17 protein-coding genes are annotated in these 17,211 nt (G+C 27.4%); all 17 read right to left on the reverse strand.

Annotated elements, in window-relative coordinates; genetic code table 11:
- A partial coding sequence (locus G5B32_RS17085) for a hypothetical protein (RefSeq protein WP_206366828.1) occupies positions 1–192 on the reverse strand: 192 nt, incomplete at its 3' end.
- Complete coding sequence (gene tnpB / locus G5B32_RS17665; RefSeq protein ID WP_165290961.1) at positions 99–302, reverse strand: IS66 family insertion sequence element accessory protein TnpB; 204 nt, start codon at positions 300–302, stop codon at positions 99–101. The genes tnpB and G5B32_RS17085, both read right to left, overlap by 94 nt.
- Positions 303–540: 238 nt before the next feature.
- On the reverse strand, positions 541–2,916 hold the full coding sequence (locus G5B32_RS07380) for a GumC family protein (RefSeq protein WP_165290908.1): 2,376 nt from the start codon (positions 2,914–2,916) through the stop codon (positions 541–543).
- 24 nt (positions 2,917–2,940) lie between these two features.
- Positions 2,941–3,708 carry a polysaccharide biosynthesis/export family protein gene (locus tag G5B32_RS07385; protein WP_165290909.1) on the reverse strand — a complete coding sequence of 256 codons (768 nt, stop codon included), beginning with the start codon at positions 3,706–3,708 and terminating at the stop codon, positions 2,941–2,943.
- Positions 3,709–3,836: 128 nt separating this feature from the next.
- A complete protein-coding gene (locus G5B32_RS07390) occupies positions 3,837–4,970 on the reverse strand; it encodes a DegT/DnrJ/EryC1/StrS family aminotransferase (RefSeq protein WP_165290910.1) in 1,134 nt (377 codons plus the stop codon).
- 22 nt (positions 4,971–4,992) lie between these two features.
- A complete protein-coding gene (locus tag G5B32_RS07395; RefSeq protein WP_165290911.1) occupies positions 4,993–6,003 on the reverse strand; it encodes an ATP-grasp domain-containing protein in 1,011 nt (336 codons plus the stop codon).
- A gap of 2 nt (positions 6,004–6,005) precedes the next feature.
- On the reverse strand, positions 6,006–6,539 hold the full coding sequence (locus G5B32_RS07400) for a GNAT family N-acetyltransferase (protein WP_165290912.1): 534 nt from the start codon (positions 6,537–6,539) through the stop codon (positions 6,006–6,008).
- On the reverse strand, positions 6,536–7,141 hold the full coding sequence (locus tag G5B32_RS07405) for a sugar transferase (protein WP_165290913.1): 606 nt from the start codon (positions 7,139–7,141) through the stop codon (positions 6,536–6,538). The genes G5B32_RS07400 and G5B32_RS07405 overlap by 4 nt, the downstream gene beginning before the upstream one ends.
- Before the next feature lie 19 nt (positions 7,142–7,160).
- On the reverse strand, positions 7,161–8,378 hold the full coding sequence (locus G5B32_RS07410) for a glycosyltransferase family 4 protein (RefSeq protein ID WP_165290914.1): 1,218 nt from the start codon (positions 8,376–8,378) through the stop codon (positions 7,161–7,163).
- Positions 8,375–9,511: a glycosyltransferase family 4 protein gene (locus G5B32_RS07415; protein WP_165290915.1), complete on the reverse strand. Its 1,137-nt coding sequence runs from the start codon at positions 9,509–9,511 to the stop codon at positions 8,375–8,377. Before G5B32_RS07415 ends, G5B32_RS07410 begins: the two co-directional genes overlap by 4 nt.
- Before the next feature lie 4 nt (positions 9,512–9,515).
- On the reverse strand, positions 9,516–10,655 hold the full coding sequence (locus G5B32_RS07420) for a hypothetical protein (protein ID WP_165290916.1): 1,140 nt from the start codon (positions 10,653–10,655) through the stop codon (positions 9,516–9,518).
- The gene (locus G5B32_RS17670) at positions 10,652–11,659 is read right to left on the reverse strand and encodes an acyltransferase family protein (RefSeq protein WP_165290917.1); all 1,008 of its coding nucleotides are present in this window, start codon (positions 11,657–11,659) and stop codon (positions 10,652–10,654) included. The genes G5B32_RS07420 and G5B32_RS17670 overlap by 4 nt, the downstream gene beginning before the upstream one ends.
- A 10-nt stretch (positions 11,660–11,669) precedes the next feature.
- Positions 11,670–12,827, reverse strand: a complete 1,158-nt coding sequence (locus tag G5B32_RS07430) for an O-antigen ligase family protein (protein WP_165290918.1) — start codon at positions 12,825–12,827, stop codon at positions 11,670–11,672.
- A gap of 10 nt (positions 12,828–12,837) precedes the next feature.
- Positions 12,838–13,785, reverse strand: coding sequence for a glycosyltransferase (locus G5B32_RS07435; RefSeq protein ID WP_165290919.1), 948 nt, complete (start codon positions 13,783–13,785; stop codon positions 12,838–12,840).
- Between the two features lie 61 nt (positions 13,786–13,846).
- On the reverse strand, positions 13,847–14,758 hold the full coding sequence (locus tag G5B32_RS07440; RefSeq protein ID WP_165290920.1) for a LicD family protein: 912 nt from the start codon (positions 14,756–14,758) through the stop codon (positions 13,847–13,849).
- 1 nt (position 14,759) lies between these two features.
- Positions 14,760–15,605 (reverse strand): adenylyltransferase/cytidyltransferase family protein, encoded by an 846-nt coding sequence (locus tag G5B32_RS07445; protein ID WP_206366829.1) that lies wholly within the window; start codon positions 15,603–15,605, stop codon positions 14,760–14,762.
- A 43-nt stretch (positions 15,606–15,648) separates the two neighbouring features.
- Positions 15,649–17,178 carry an oligosaccharide flippase family protein gene (locus G5B32_RS07450; RefSeq protein ID WP_165290921.1) on the reverse strand — a complete coding sequence of 510 codons (1,530 nt, stop codon included), beginning with the start codon at positions 17,176–17,178 and terminating at the stop codon, positions 15,649–15,651.
- Between the last annotated feature and the right edge of the window lie 33 nt (positions 17,179–17,211).

Below are 17,211 nucleotides of genomic sequence, written 5' to 3' on the forward strand. Positions count from 1 at the left end.
TGCTGCACCATTCTTGCCATTTTTGCTGCACTCATAATTACCAAAAATTGTGTATTCTGAATTACCGATTACATACGGATTTTTCTGCACTCCTGCAATCAAAAAGGCTGTTTCCCGGGCAAAGAATAACGTTTTTTCTGTATGCTTTTCACAACCTGGACGCCCTCTACGAGTAACACCAGATCGCTCCACGATAGCTCACCTTTTTTAAGTGCAGATGTACCAAAAGTACCCTGTTCCAACCGTTTGTAATAGAGTACAAAGCCTCCGCGCTCCCAGTGCAGCAGTTTGATAGGATGGATACGTTTATTCTTCTAAATTCATAAGGATTAAAGTTATCTCATCATTCACTCCTATAGAACACATTGTTATATAATAATGTTTTCCATCAATAATAATAAAACATTAAAAAAATGTGGAATTCTATTATTGATGAACTCCACATTTTAATATTTACAGACTTTATAAGATAATGTACTGTATGTAATATCCTTATTGTTTAAATACCATTAACAATATGTAAATTGTCTTCCCCAGATTTTACTTTTGTAACCCAAGTAGTTTTTTAAGCTTACTGTAAAAACCGTATTTAATATTACTTTCACCATAGCCATAGCCATAGCCATAGCCATAACCGTAACCACGCTTAAAATCGACGTCATTAATTACCACAGCCATGTTTTTCAATTTACCTGATATATATAATTCTTTTGGTACATTTAATAGTCGTTTATCAAGAAAGTTTGCTCTAGCAACATATATAGTTAAATCGGAATATTCCGAGATTAAAATAGTATCTGTCACAAGACTTACAGGAGCTGTATCTACTATTATAAAATCATATTTTTCTCTTCCATATTGAATTATATCTTCGAAGTGACCATTCATTAATAACTCCGCTGGATTAGGTGCTATATAGCCTGAATAAATAATATCAAAATCATAAGGTGCAGGTTTCTTTATTATAATTTCTGATATGGGCATTTCAGGATTAATTAAATATTGAGTGATTCCAATATTAGTATGTTGTAAATGAGAAAGCCCTAAATAATCTAATACTTTAGGAGAACGGATATCTGCACCTAATAATAAAACCTTTTTACCCGACATAGCCAAAATCTTAGCTAAATTTGTGGCAATAAAAGATTTACCCTCCCCTGAAGTTGTTGACGTAACATAAATTACAGCACTTTCATCTTTCTTATTTGAAAGCATAAAAGATAAATTTGTACGCAATATACGAATTGCTTCAGCTAGTGAGGATCTATCATTATCTTTAATTATTGGGTATTCCGATGTAGGTATTTCTCCTAAAATAGGAGCATTGAAAATTAATTCAACATCTTTTCTAGATTGTACTTTATTGTCCAATATAAATCTAATATACAATATAACAAAAGGAATAATTAATCCAATTAAAATAGTGCCTAATAATGTGATTGATTTTTTAGGTGAGACCGGAATCGACGAACTATATGCTTTATCAATGATTTTCAGGTTTGCTGGGGTTGCTGCAGCTTTTATTTCTGTTTCTTCACGTTTTTGTAGTAAAAATAAATAAAGTGATTCAAAAATTTGTTGCTGTCTTGAAATATCTTTAAAATCTTTCTCTTGATTAGGTAAACTGTTAAGTTTATTAGAATACTTATTAGTCTGAGATTCAATAGATCTTACATTGGTCGAAAGGATATTTCTATAATTCTGTAATGACGTATATAGATTAGATTTAATATCCTTTATATTTTTTTCAATATTTACAACAATTGGATTATCTGGTGTCGCTGATTTCAATAAATCCTCTCTCTCTAATATTAAATCATTATACGATTTCACCGTGGATTCTATAGCTGTATTATTTAGTCCTATATTTGTTGGAATTAAAGAATTTTCATCAGATACTGTTTCTCTCATCATATCTGCAAGACGTAATTGAGTTTGTAATTCAATTAACTTCTTCTCATTTTCTGAAGCATTTTGCATATACATTTGTACCTCAGAACTCATATCTACTAAATTATTTCTATCCTTATAATCTGCTACTTTCGAATCAGAGGTAGATAAATCATTAGAAATTAATGATAATCTATTATTAATAAAATCCGAAGTGACTTTCGTTATTTTTACTTTATCCTCTGTGGCATCTAAATCATATTGTTGTACTAAGGAATTAAGTATTAAAGCTGCTTTAACTTGATTAGGGTGTTTCAATGATATATTAACAATTAAAGATTGTTTTTCCCTATTTGGAATAACCTGAATATTTGATATTAATCTATCGACAACTTTTTGGACGGGTAAAAAATCAATATCTAAATCATGATTAAAGCGTCTTGAATTATTCGGAACTAACATTATAGGTCCTATTTCTGTAAGGATATTTTTTCCAAACACATAATTATTGATAATTTGATTTTTGTCACTAACAATAATCTCATTATTCACGATTTTAATATTAAGACGATATGGAATAGAATCTAGTCTCTTATTATTAGGATCTAATAGGACTAATCTTACCGGTGATTCTTCCTCAATAAGTTCTGATTTTTTAATTGCTCCTTTTAAATTATATATAATATTTAATTTATTTTGTTCAACTACCTTTGTTAGAATTCGTCTTGATTTTATTATATCAATTTGATCGGAAACAAATGCAGACGTTGAATTACCACCTCCAGTAATTGAAGCTAGTTCTGTTAATCCTGCTAAATCCCCTGATGCTTGCTTTTCATCTTGTAATAATATTTTTGTCTCTATATTATAAATTTTAATTGCATATCTTAAATATAATAAACCAGCGGTTGTACATATTACAACTGATAATAAAAACCACTTCCAATAATATGCATACTGTTCAAATATTTGTCTAACATTCAGTTCTTTTTCTGTTTCGACATTTTTTTCAGACCCTTCAATCATTTAAATATAAATTAATTAATAAATTTACCTAGTTAAAACCGATATCATTGTTATTACCAAACTCGCTACTGATACGAAAACCGAAGTATTTTGAGTATATTTTGAAGATTGCACCCTAGCTCCATTTGGCTCTACATATATCACATCATTTTGTGCGAGATAATAAACAGGAGAATTTAAAGTATTTCTTGATGTTAAGTCTACTCTATATTCATTCTTTTTACCGTTTTGTTCCCTTATCACAAGTATATTATTTCTAATACCATTAATAGTCAAATCCCCCGCCAATCCAATAGCTTCTAATAAAGTTATTCTATCATTATTAATATTAAAGGTCCCGGGAGTTTTTACTTCTCCTAAAACTGTAATTCTAAAATTACGTAATTCCATACTAATACCAGGATTCAGAATATACTGACTAACCTCACTTTTTAAATAATCAATAGCTTCTGTCCTTGTTTTACCAGCTACTTTTACCTTACCTAATTTTGGAAAATCAATATATCCATTAACATCTATTGAATAGGTCGGGATAAAAGGGTTAGTAGATTGTAGAGTCCCACTAACACCTGCATATGACGAAATTGGGTTAAAAGGCTGCGTAGCTCTTACATCATCAGCGGTAACAGATATTGCTAATATATCCCCAGGCTGCAATTTGGGGGCATTCATTTCGTAAGTAGTTTTTAAAATTATGCTATCTGCTGGCTGAAAATAAACCAAATCCTTACGCGATGCACAAGAAATAAACAGCATATTTAAAATAAAGATTGTATATATTATTCTTTTCATATTATAGAGGTTTTTACAATATAAACTAAATCCGCAAGAACAAAAATAATCTAATTTCCAGATAGAATAAATTAAATTAATCCATTGTATAATACATTATTATTTAAATGCCAGATTAATTTGATAATCTAATTTAATATAAACTTAATAGTTTCAGCAATTCTATTTTTATCATTCTCACTTAAATTGGACCCCGAAGGTAAACATAAACCATTTTTAAATAATTTTTCGGCAGTATCATTTCCATAATACTTACAATCTATAAATACTGGTTGCATATGCATAGGTTTCCAAATAGGCCGGGATTCAATATTAAATGACAAGAGTAAGCTTCTTAAATCCTCTCTATTAAAACCAGTAATATTTTCATCAATTTTAATAGCAGTAAGCCAATGATTAGAAAAATAATCTTCATTAGGCTCACATAATAAAGATATACCATTACTGGATTTAAATAAATTTTTATAAAACAGATTATTTTCTCTTCTAGCAAAAATTCTATCTTTTAAAACCTCCATTTGACCCCGACCAATACCGGCAGAAATATTTGACATACGATAATTATAACCTACTTTAGAATGTTGATAATGGGGAGCTTCATCTCTAGCTTGGGTAGATAAAAAAACAGCCATATCTTTATCTTCTTTTCTTTTACACACTAACGCTCCTCCACCTGATGTAGTAATGATTTTATTACCATTAAAAGAAAGAATTCCAAAATCTCCAATTGTACTTGTATAACGTTTTTTATAAGAAGATCCCAATGATTCAGCGGCGTCCTCAATTATTGGAATATCATATTCCTTTGCTATTTTCATAATCTCATCCATTTTAGCTGGCATGCCATATAAATGGACAACAATAATTGCTTTAGGTACATTGTTCAATGAGTTTAAATCCTTTAACGCCTTATTAAGAGCTTCAGGACACATATTCCATGTATCTAATTCAGAGTCTATAAACACAGGTTGAGCTCCTAAATATGCAATTGGATTTGCAGATGCAGAAAATGTTAATGACTGACAAATAACAAAATCTCCTCTTTTAACTCCACATTGGATTAAAGCAAGATGTAAGGCAGCTGTACCTGAAGATAGAGCTGCTATATGTACATTTTGACCTAAAAATTGTGTTAAATCATCTTCTAATCCATTTACATTTGGACCTAGAGGAGCTACCCAATTTTCTTCAAAAGCAGAATTAATGTATTTAATTTCATTTCCACTCATATGAGGAGAAGATAACCAAATTTTATCTTTCATTTTATATATACTCTTTTTGTAACTAATTTACTTTTAACAACCGATCACATTTTGAAAACATTATACCCTCTTTATAATTACTTAGAGACTTAACATCTGTATTACCTTTTAACCATTCAATATACACAGCAGCAGTATTACTTCCTGCTTCATGAGAAAATGGATATCCCCCTCCAAAACGTGGATTAATTTCTAGAACATATAATTCATTCTTATATTCAAAAATATCACAGTCTAAATTTCCTATATGTTTCAAATTATTTCCTATAATTTTACCCACATTATTAAATCTTTCATCTATCACAGAGATTGCTTTGTCAGTTTCACCTGCTCGCATTTGTAATTTCTTTCTTACAAATGTGTCAACGTAATTACCTGAAAAATCATTTAAAATATCTACACCATATTCGGTACCCTTTAATTTTTCCTGAATTAATATAGCATGATCAATATCTTGCATACTGGCTTCTGATAAAATTGATCTCTTTATTTTTAATAATAACAACTTATATGCTAATTCTAATTCATCTAAATTTTCAGTAAATTCAATACCTATAGAGGCACTACCCCATCTAGGTTTAAGTACTATGGGAAATTTCAAATCTCCATTATTTATAGCCATTTTTGCCTTTTCGAGGTCAATAAATGTTATAGGTGATTTTATATTTATATCATTTAAAAATTTAACTGTTTTCCATTTGTCGAATGCTGTATTAATTATATGCTCATCTGATACAATTAGTTTTGCTCCTAAAGATTCAATATCTGATTTAGCTTTACTAAGAATAGGTAATTCAAGATCATTTAATGATATAATACAATTAATCTTATATTCTTTTATTAGATTAAGTATGGTTACTACATAATCTTCGCTATAAATTGGAGGAACTTGTAGAGCCACATCTGCATCAATTAAAGCTGGTGCTGAAAGTTGCATATCAGCAGCAAAAATAATTCCATTTCCATTTATAGCTTCTTTAAAATAGTTAATTAAATAATTCCGACGACCAGCGCAAGTAAAAAGTATATTCATTATTATATATTCAAGTTAATATTTACATTAAAATATTTTTGATTTTTCCAATCTTCTTTTAATAATCCAAAAATATTTCTATCTAGGTACTCACCATTTTTAAACTTATGCTTTCTTAAAGTTCCTTCATGTTTAAATCCTAATTTTAAATACAAATTATTTGCCCTGTTATTCAAAGAATTGGTATAAAGATATATTTTCCGTATGTTATAATTTGCAAAACAATAGTTAATAGTATACTCTGTAGATTTAAGACCAAACCCTTTGCCTTGATGGAAGGGATTTACCATAATATAAAATTCTATTAACCCATTTTCAAGATCAATATTTGTTAATCCTGTCATCGAAACAATTTCATCATTTTCAATGAAAACTAAATCGATTCGATTTGTATTATTTACAACCCTATTATACCAAGAATTTATATCTGTCATAGTAATAGGATAAGATATATTCATATGTTTGAAAACATCAGGATGATTAAGCCAAATATATCTTTCGGATAAGTGTTCATAGTCTAATTTTGCAACTTTCATTTTTTTAATTTTTCTTCTAAAAGGGTTTTTACAGGATTTATATTTATGTCTTTTGCAGTAAATACCTTTTTTATTGTTAATAACAGAATTTTAAAATCTAACTTAAAACTTAAATTCTCTACGTAATAGATATCAAGAGCAAATTTTTTAGACCATGAAATTGAATTCCTCCCATTAACTTGTGCCCATCCTGTTATTCCTGGTCTTACTAAATGTCTTTTCCTTTCTTGGTCACTATATAATTCTAAATATTTAACAAGAAGTGGACGAGGACCTATCAAGCTCATATCCCCTTTAAGAACATTTATTAATTGGGGTATCTCATCTAAAGATGTTTTACGAATAATATTTCCTACAGCGGTTAAACGAAGTTCATCTGGTAAATAATTTCCGGACTCATCTTTTCGGTCATTCATTGTTTTGAATTTAATAATTTCAAATATTACATCGTTTTTTCCTGGACGTTTTTGGTAGAAAAATGGTTTTCCATTATTACTTATAAATAAAGCTACAGTTATTAAAATGAAAACTGGAGATAAAACTAGTAATCCAAGAAAAGCACATATAATGTCAAAACTCCTTTTAAGATATTTCTTGTACATTTATCTTATATTTAATTAATTAAATAGATCTTTCACTTGACTCTAAAACTTTTACTAGCTCTTTGCACAATATAGATTTATCGAATAGTGTTTCTGCTATTCTCCTCGCATTTTTACCCATAAACTTTACATGCTCCGGATTATTCTTTAAGTATTTAACTGAATTTACAAATGTAAGCGGATTATTAGGATCGACATACATTCCACATTCATAATTTTCAATAATATCTTTTGTCCAACCATCGCTATTAACAATTGAAGGTTTACCTGCCGATAGACTATCAAATAGTTTATTTGGGGAATTTGTTTTTAATATTGGAACATTTGAAAATGTACAAATCGAAACATCACAATTATTAACTAATTTTGATATAATTTCCATAGGTTGTCTTTCTAGAACACTCAACCTTACATTTTTCAATAACAGGCTTAATTCTATTAATTTATTTTTCATGACCCCCTCTCCTACAAAAACAAATTCCAAATCAGATATGTTTTCTTGATCGAGTAATTGAATTCCTTTCATCAAGTAATCAATTCCATTAGCAAATCCCATTGTACCAAAATATATTAGCTTAAATGTATGATTACCGAGGCCGAAGGCTTTATTAAAAGAATAATCTATATCTCTCATATAAAATTGATCAATTTTAGCCATATTAGGAATCATAGAAGTTTTACTTTTATTAATATAATTTGTAACCCCTTCTTGCATTCCAGGAGATAATGTTATAACATGTTCAGCTTCATTATACACCTTTTTTTCAAACCATTTTAAAAATTTGATAAACATTTTATTTTTTATAAATCCCAATTGGATAGGTGCTTCAGGCCAAAGATCTCTTACTTCAAATATATATTTAGTGCCCTTTAATTTTTTTCTTATTAAAGCGGGAACAGCAACTGTTAAAGGTGTTGAAGAAGAAAAAACTAAATCAATTTTTTTTTCAACCAATGCTATATATGAAGAAAAAACCATGAATTTAAAGAAAGACCACATCCTTTCCTTTGGTCCCATGGAATTAGTATATTTATTTCTTATAGATATTACTTTTATTCCATCAATTTTATTTGTTGAGATTAGCTTTTTCTGTTGATTTCCAAGAGCAACATTAGCATGACAAATTACTGTGACATTGTGACCATTTCTGATTAATTCTTTTGAAACCCAATAAGATCTAGTACTTCCAGGCTCATCTGGCGTTTTAAAATATTGTTGAATATAAAGTATGTTCATTTTTCTAAATTCTGATAATATAATTTAATATATGAATGAGCTATTGCATTCCAGTTATGGTTTTTCGCAATTAAATCTGTTTCAAAATATTTCTTTGAATTAATTAATTTTAAAATTTTACTTTGAATCTCTTTTAATGAACTATCATTAATTTTCTCCCCTATTGACTCGTCATAAAAACCATCAATTCCCTCATGAGCAGTATATAAAATAGGTAATCCTTGTAATAATGCTTCTATATAAACTAAACCAAATGTCTCGGCTTTAGAAGGCATTAAAAAAAAATCTGACTCACTATAGTATTTCCGCAATTGATTTAAGTTATTTATCTTGCCAATATATATTATATTATTATCCTTTTCTATCATTTTTAGCACTGCAGGCATATGATTACCACCACCACCAATTAAAGTAAGTGATAATTTATTTTTCGTTTTGATGTTTAGAACTTGTATAGATTTAATTAATTTCAATATATTTTTTCCAGCAGTAAATTTACCTACATAGAGCATTTTGATATTATTTTTATCTCTGATAATTTTTCTTTTAGAAACTCTATTATCTATCCAAAATTTATCAACCCCATTAGGTATTACATTGATTTTTTCAGTCAAGAAATTTATATGGGATTTAAGAACACTACTATGTTTAATACGATCTTTATAAGCTATAGAGATAGGAACTATTTGTTTTGAATTGAGTAATATCTGCTTTCCATAATTTCTTAGATTAAACATATACTTAAGAAACACGTTTAAATCAGTGTTTCTAATATTTGTTATATAAGGAATTTTATATATTTTGTTCAATTCATAAGCAACACCTCCATCACTAAACCAAGTATGTGCATGAATAAGGTCAATTTGACTTAAATCAATTGTATTTTCAATATCTTTTACAATTTTCCTTATCTTCTTCTTATAATATATTCTATCAATATAAGGAGATAAAATAAATCTATAATAGATTTTCGAATTTGAAATATTAAATTCCAAATTATTCCTATCTTTTAGTTTTATATCTCTTATAGGCGTATATACAATTTGACAAATGCCTAAATTATCTATTTCTTTAAATAAGTTCTTATAAACTGTTGAGCCAGAAAAATCATTAGTTATATGTAAAATGGTCATATAATTATAAGGATAACAAATTATTCATTAATATAAGCTTCTGATTATTACGCTTTAAGAGTTTTTCATTTTTAATAAAATTCATAAAAATAGTTTTAGATTCATCGCAATACTTGCTTAATTTAACCCATCCGTCTCCCACGATATTTCCTGAACCTAAGCGTTTTTTATTTGTAGTACCATCGACGTTTTCACGAAAGGAGTTAGAATGCTTATTATAAATATATTCTAAAGTCTTGCAAAATTTAACTATATCAGTTCTTTTCCAATTATTATTTCTTAACTCATGTGCTAATATTACATAAGAGATAACATGGTTAGCGTGGGCGGCATCTTGAATTTTATTTATATTAATTTTTTCAGCATCTGTATTTCTTACATCGTTGTAAGTACTATTCCATACATATCTATTATTAATAACTTTTAAATTTCTTTTAAGCAAAATATCGTATTCCGAAACCAAGGTTAAACATTGACTTTTAACTTGGGGATCGGGAGTAATTAAATATAATACTTGAGCAATTCCAGCCCAATGAGATCCCATATGTGTCCTGCTTCTTAAAAAAGTACGATTATACTTCCTGTGAGCCAAGTAACTTCTTTCGCGCCATTTTGTCCATATATTTTGTTCGATAAAATTTAAAGTATTTCTCCACCAATCATAATTATTTTTTGATTTTGAAATCCAATTATTTGATTTAATTATATACAGAAATTCAGTTACATAAAAGAAGACATAACTCTCAAAAAGAGGAACTTCCATAAAAAGAGTATTATTGTTTGCAGAGTTTACAGAAGTTGCCACCCACCCTAAGTATGAATCTTTTAAATTAAATTTATTATTCAAAATATATTTCGATTGTTGTGACGTCTTAATTAGATTATCAATTAATTTTATTTGTAAATTGATAATATCATCATCATTATTACTTTTTTTTAATAAAGAATTTAAACTACCTATATAGTTTCTCAATTCCATAAAATTATATGAATTTCCTGATAATGATAATTCTATAGCTTTTGAATATTGATTTTGATCAAATAATAAATTTTGACAATAAGTTTTAGCAGGTAAAAATAAAATACCTAATAAAAATATCCAACTAGTATACCTAGTGATGAAAAAATGTTTAAAATTTTTCATTTTATACTCCTAGATATTCCTTGACCCTTATTGGATTTACGGAGTTTTAAAAAACTAGAAACTGGATTAATTAAATAGTTAATCATATGAGTAGAGGAGATAAAAGATAAAATAACAAAAATAAATAATGAGAAAACAATTAAAACATACAATTCAACAGATAACTTAAAAATATCTATCATTTTCTGCATTCCAATAATGAAAAACCCATGTAATAAATAGAAAACTATTGTCTTAGATCCAAGCCTAGCTAAAAAGTCAAATGTTGGTAAAAGATTTAATATTGAAATACCGACAATTGTTGCTCCAAATAAATATATTACTCGAAAACTAAAAGATAACCAAATGTTATCAAAAGTTATGAAGTAAGAATGAGCCCCTGAAAACACTAGAGACAGGTCCATATTATGATTAATAAAGATTAAAACAACGAATAATAAAATAATAGTGGAAATAATTTTATTATATGACCTAATATAGTATAATTGCTTTTCATTAATATAATATCCAAGAATAAAAAAAGGAAGAAAAACAAAGGATCTTGATAAGGATAATTCATATCCAACATTGGTAAATCCAACTAACAAGCATAATATAATGGAAATAATAACTATGTAGATTGAGAATTTCTTAGGTAGATAAAAAACTATTGTCTTCCAGAATATTAAACTTAACAAATACCATAAAATCCAATTAGGTGTATATAAATAACTTATTTGAAATTTTGAATAATATAATTTAGGGATTAAATATAATATTTGAAAAAATATCAAGGATTCAAGTATACTAAATAAACTTTTTCTAAACTTATAAAAGTCTTTGCTTTTTGAAAAATAACCTGAAATAAAAACAAATAAAGGCATATGAAATAAATATATTATATTGCGCATCATTTGGTTTCCATTATTTGATTCACGATAAGGACCAATTACGTGGCCAAGAATTACTAAAAAAATTAATAAAGCCTTAGCAGAATCCAAAAAATTATCCCTTTGATAAGTCATTGATTAAAGATTAACTTCCCCTTAGATTAAAGAAATTATAAGTATATATAATAATCACACCACTCCAAAACATTGGTAATCCATATATAGTTTTAAATATTGGCGCCAAGAGAGTTGCAAATATCAACCAAAAAAATATATTCCTATTATTTGAAGAAAAATTTTTGATAGATGTATAACAAGAATATAATACAAGAATTATTATGCTTAATAATGATAATATACCCGTCTCTGATAAAACATTTAAATATCCGCTATGGGCATCTTTACCTACATATTTAACAAAGTTATCTGGTCCGATACCAAAAAAAATGTTATTCTGAAAATATTCAAAACCTTTATTATATAAATATGCTCTATAAGCTGTCGAGCCCTCATCATTATCCACTTGATTTTGGGTTCTATTCAAAAAATTCTCAATAAATACCTCTGATTGAATCATTTTATAAAACACAAATCCTAATACAATACTTACAACTAAAGCTCCAAGATATTTATATTTAAAAGAAGAATATGAAAGTGTTCCGAATCCAATCAGTAATATTGTCAATAAAATAAAACCTTGTCTAGTATAGGAACTTAAAACAAACCAAAAGGAGAAAAATATACAAATAAATGCTAGATATAGAGAAAATTTATTTTTATATACAGAATAATAAATAAGGATATATGAATTAGCGAAAACAACCCCATTTGTAATTCTGTTTAACCCAGGGGGTAAATCATCAATACCATATCTCAATGCTGTGTTTTGAAAAGCAAAAAAACTATATTTTTGAATACAATAAATAAATAATATTAAAACTAATAAAAAGCTAAATAAGGCTAAATAGTGATAAAATTCATAAAGTATCTGTTTATTTTCTATAATAGATATTAAAATAAGTATTATAATAAACAAAAAAATCCAACTTGTTACCCGGCTAACTTCAGTCATATTATAAATTGCACTTAAAAGTACAGCAACTGTTACCAATATAAGACTTATTATTATTGGCTTAATATATTTTGGAATGGAAATATATGAATTCTGTAAGCCTACTTTAAGAACAAATCCTAAAATAACAAAGAAAAAACCTACTTTTGTAGTAGAGAATGATCCAATAATTGGGAAGTCTAAAAGAAAAAGAGAAACTCCGAATGCTGACAAACATGCTATTATTTTCATTCTTTCTAGTTTATCTGTTATAATATAAGGCTATTTTCTTAGCAGCCATATTCCAATTATTATCATTTCTAAACTTATTAAAATTTTCAGCAGCAATTTCATTGCCTACACTTTCAATAAATTTTTCAATAGACTCAACTACATACCCTATTTTATAATATTTTATTATATCAGGCAAAATTCCGTAATTCTCCGTTATAATAGGTATATTATATTCAGCAGCTTCAAATATTGAATAAGATATTGAATAATCATCAATAACTCTATAATAATAATTAGCAAAATCTAAAATTATTTTGGGGTCAATATAATGTTTAGTTGGAATATTAAAAATATATTTACTCTCATTAACGGGATGCCCTACTACAACACCATACCATCTATAAATATTATCTATATTATTTAATTTTAAAATAAAAGAATTTATGAGTTTAAAATGTGTTGCTTTATCAGCAGGAGAACCAATACAAAATAAAAATTTAACATTTTTACCTTTTTTTTGATGTAACCAATCTCTTAATTGATTATTGATTTTTTCATCAGAGACAAATTTTTCTGATAATTTACCAGAAATATATCCCAATGATAGAAAATCAATATTTTCTACCTTTAATGTTTGTTTTGCAAATGGTACTAATAATTTATTTGTAGTAAATATTTGGTTCGCATTTCTTAATACATTTTGTCGTCTTAATTTAGTAATTTTCGGATAAAAGCTAGTTGTTTCCTTATCTACATTATGGCATAACCACCAAATTTGGATATTAAGCAATTTACAAAAGTTTATGAGAATTATTTCCGAAATATATCGTAAATAAGCTAAAACTAATGAATTGCTATCATTTATATATCTAAAAACAAAATATTTAACTTTCTTTCCTAAAAATACTTGTTTTAAAAGATATAGCGGTGCTCCAATAGGATGACCAATTACTGCTGTAGAATCTATACCTAACATTTTTAATTCCTTATGAAGACATAGAAATTTAGTATCATTATGTTGAAAAATAATCATTCTATTAGATGGAATCAAAATTTTTATTTATATTATTTTGAGTACTTATCCAGTCTGGTTTACCAATATGCCAATCCTGCCCATAAATATTTTCTATATATTTCTGGGACTCTGCAGGTCCATTAAGATGGGTATTCTCAAATTTAATCGGCGCTAAATTTTTATAATAATTCAAAGGTATTGCTTGAACTTTTAATGTACCTTCCTGACTAGAACTTTTCAAGTTACTTAAACTGTCAATTAAACTATATAATAACCCTTTAGGAATATTATTCAAAATTGTACTTATAAAACCAAGTGTAAATCTATTTATAGATGAAGAATTAGGACTCTCTTCTTTTAAAATGATATTATCAAATTTTATAGTATATAAAAATTTATCACCATAATTTAACTTAGTATAGTAAAATTCAGATGGTAACGAATAGCCATTTTTTAAAATTGTTTTTATCATTTTTGAAATTGGATGAACAGATGCCTCTCGCTCATCAAATTTTTTTAAAAATTTCACAACTTTTTCTATAAAACTTTTTTTCCCCCTATTAAAAGATACATAAGCTGTATTATCTTTAATATGATACGTATGTATATCTATAGTATATGCACCTATTAATAAATCTTTGTGTAATAGTTTAATTCTATCTTTAGAAGAAGTGTTAACATGAAATCCCATTTCCTTAAATCTCTTTAATAAAAAATCTTTATTTGAAAGAAAATCATGGTTCCACATTCCTACATCAAACTCAGAATCCCAGGGAATAAAGCCACTTTCTCTTACAGCTCCTAACATTGTACCGTATTCTATCCAATAATCAATCTTAAGATTACTAAATAAATCTACTATTAAATTAAAATGTTGGATGGCTTTACCTTTATTTTCAGCTATATTGATTTTATAATTTTGAATTTTGTACATACTATTTCACTTTATCAGTTAAAACGGTCCTCAAAAGAGTACTTGAGGTTGATTCCGTATAAGGAAAATACACTATTTCAGTTCCGACGCTACTAAAAATCTTTTCTATTTCATTCCATTTATCAGAACCTTTCCAATCACTTCCTACAAACATTTTGTGAAATTTATACCGTTTCCACGCCGCAAATTTATCCATATGTTCTTGTATTACAACCTCATCAACAACTGATAAATTATTAATTATTTGCATTCTTTCTGATAAAGGTATAATTGGGATTTTACCCTTACGTTTTAATGATAATTCATCGGTAGTAACTCCAACAATTAAATAGTCACACTGTTCTTTTGCTTTTTTAAGTAAATTTAAATGGCCTATATGAAATAAATCATAAACCCCAGTGGTATATCCAATAATCGGTAACTTTTTAGAGGAAATATTATTCAGATAATTTAAAACTTTAATTTCTAACCCCTCTTCCTCAATATAGTTTGTTATATCAACTGGGTTTGGCCAATAAACATCAGTATATATATTATTTAAAAATCTTTTTTCATTGCAATAGCGGGGAATTACGTGGAAATGGACTTGTTTATCAACAAGCATTAACGCTAGATAATTAATTTTATCAAATGAAAAAGCTTGATTAAGAATATCTTCTGTCTTCTTAAAAACTAAAGATAATTCTCTAGTCTCAGTTTCACTTAATTCACTTAAATTTTCACAATTACGTTTTAAGGATATTAATAAAGTACCTAAAGTAATCTGTTTCGGCCTAACGCTAAGGGTCCAATATTTAAAATTCAGTATTTCTAATTCTTTTATTCTAAATTTATTTAAAAAATTCATGTTCAATAATTTTGAGTAATAACATTCTGAAAAATAAAAATGCTTAATCTTTATTTTTAAATAATTTGATTTTCGACATATTATTCCAAAGAAATTTTCTGTCCAAAGAGTTCAAACCTGTATAGAAACTTACAATTAAAATAACTATAAACGATACTAATCCTAATAAAATAAGCCATACCCAATTAGTTATTAATATTAATTCACCTATTTTGTAGGTAACAAAATATAAGGAAACAATCGCAACTAACATTCTTATTATCCTTAGGTTAAAGGATAACTTATCTTGTAAAATGTTTGCAACAATTATCGGATAAGCAATAGACATAATTAATCTTCCACAAATAAGTGCAATTCCTAAACCTAAAATTTCATACTTTTTTATTAAAAAGTATGACAAACCAATTGTTATTAAAGCTGAAAATGCTCCATAAACAACTTTTCTCTTTATATTTAATGAAATGTTAATTAAGATCCCATCGTTATAGGTAAACATATATTGTACTGTAATTATTATTAATAATAAATTTACAAGCTGACCTCCAAAATGCCCTTCACCAATCCATAAGTAAATAAATGATTGATTAAATAGTAAACCCAAACATCCCATTACGCAACAGAATAACCATGTTAAGGAAAATACTTGACTTTTTACAATTTTTAATTTATCAAATTCTTTATTACCGTATAATTTACCAATTCCAGGTAAGGTGCTACTTATAACTTGGCTCACTATATCCTTAATAGTATTTGGAAGGTACATAGTAAGTACATATTGAGAAACTAAAATTGGGGATGCTAAGGCTCCTAATAAAACTTTGTCACTATTTGTCATGACCATCTGGATAGTTGACCAAGCCATAAACCAACCACTTGTTTTCATAAACGCTTTAGATTGCTTTATTTTAAATCTATTAATTCCAAACCAGGAAACATTTTTTTTAATTACAATCCATAACGACAAACCTATAAAAATTGTCGAGATAAGGTAAACAGTGGCTAAACCAACTAAACCATACCCAAGAATAACAGCTATTACACTTAATCCACCACTTAGTACAGTTATACTTGCTCTTAACCCCATTCTTTTAAAAGAAAGGTTCATGCCCTTTAATAAAGCTTCAAGCACGCCCACAAATTTGTTAATGATAAATGCAATTATTAAAATTATAAAAGTGCATCGAACCATTAATATATTATCAGATTTATTCAACCCTACCAAAACTGGCAAATACCACAAAATTGCTGATGCAATCAACAAAATTATTGGCAACATTAATAATACTAAAAAGAAAGTTGTTGTAAGATAATCTCGTAACTCATCTTCACTAACACTTTCACGATCTCTTGCAACAGCCCAGGTAAGTATTGTAGATGCTCTCAAATCAACAATATTACTATAATTCGTAATCTGTGTCAACATTTGCCAAATTCCAAAAAACTCACCTCCTAAACCTTTTACTATAAATGGATTTACTATAAAAGAACTAAATGCTCTCGACCCATAATCAATAAATGATGTTACAGTATTTAAATAAGCTCTTTGTCTGAGATTTTCCTTTTTCTGTTCCAATTTTTTATAGATAAAATTTTACTAACTCTAGAT

Origin of the sequence: Sphingobacterium sp. SGL-16 (assembly GCF_011043515.1) — a bacterium.
GTDB lineage: Bacteria > Bacteroidota > Bacteroidia > Sphingobacteriales > Sphingobacteriaceae > Sphingobacterium > Sphingobacterium litopenaei.

What these genes read in the sequence shown, in the direction of transcription:
- G5B32_RS07380 (WP_165290908.1), bottom strand. Translation starts at nt 2,916, where the DNA reads ATGATTGAAGGGTCTGAAAAAAATGTCGAAACAGAAAAAGAACTGAAT.
- G5B32_RS07385 (WP_165290909.1), bottom strand. Translation starts at nt 3,708, where the DNA reads ATGAAAAGAATAATATATACAATCTTTATTTTAAATATGCTGTTTATT.
- G5B32_RS07390 (WP_165290910.1), bottom strand. Translation starts at nt 4,970, where the DNA reads ATGAAAGATAAAATTTGGTTATCTTCTCCTCATATGAGTGGAAATGAA.
- G5B32_RS07395 (WP_165290911.1), bottom strand. Translation starts at nt 6,003, where the DNA reads ATGAATATACTTTTTACTTGCGCTGGTCGTCGGAATTATTTAATTAAC.
- G5B32_RS07400 (WP_165290912.1), bottom strand. Translation starts at nt 6,539, where the DNA reads ATGAAAGTTGCAAAATTAGACTATGAACACTTATCCGAAAGATATATT.
- G5B32_RS07405 (WP_165290913.1), bottom strand. Translation starts at nt 7,141, where the DNA reads ATGTACAAGAAATATCTTAAAAGGAGTTTTGACATTATATGTGCTTTT.
- G5B32_RS07410 (WP_165290914.1), bottom strand. Translation starts at nt 8,378, where the DNA reads ATGAACATACTTTATATTCAACAATATTTTAAAACGCCAGATGAGCCT.
- G5B32_RS07415 (WP_165290915.1), bottom strand. Translation starts at nt 9,511, where the DNA reads ATGACCATTTTACATATAACTAATGATTTTTCTGGCTCAACAGTTTAT.
- G5B32_RS07420 (WP_165290916.1), bottom strand. Translation starts at nt 10,655, where the DNA reads ATGAAAAATTTTAAACATTTTTTCATCACTAGGTATACTAGTTGGATA.
- G5B32_RS17670 (WP_165290917.1), bottom strand. Translation starts at nt 11,659, where the DNA reads ATGACTTATCAAAGGGATAATTTTTTGGATTCTGCTAAGGCTTTATTA.
- G5B32_RS07430 (WP_165290918.1), bottom strand. Translation starts at nt 12,827, where the DNA reads ATGAAAATAATAGCATGTTTGTCAGCATTCGGAGTTTCTCTTTTTCTT.
- G5B32_RS07435 (WP_165290919.1), bottom strand. Translation starts at nt 13,785, where the DNA reads ATGTTAGGTATAGATTCTACAGCAGTAATTGGTCATCCTATTGGAGCA.
- G5B32_RS07440 (WP_165290920.1), bottom strand. Translation starts at nt 14,758, where the DNA reads ATGTACAAAATTCAAAATTATAAAATCAATATAGCTGAAAATAAAGGT.
- G5B32_RS07445 (WP_206366829.1), bottom strand. Translation starts at nt 15,605, where the DNA reads ATGAATTTTTTAAATAAATTTAGAATAAAAGAATTAGAAATACTGAAT.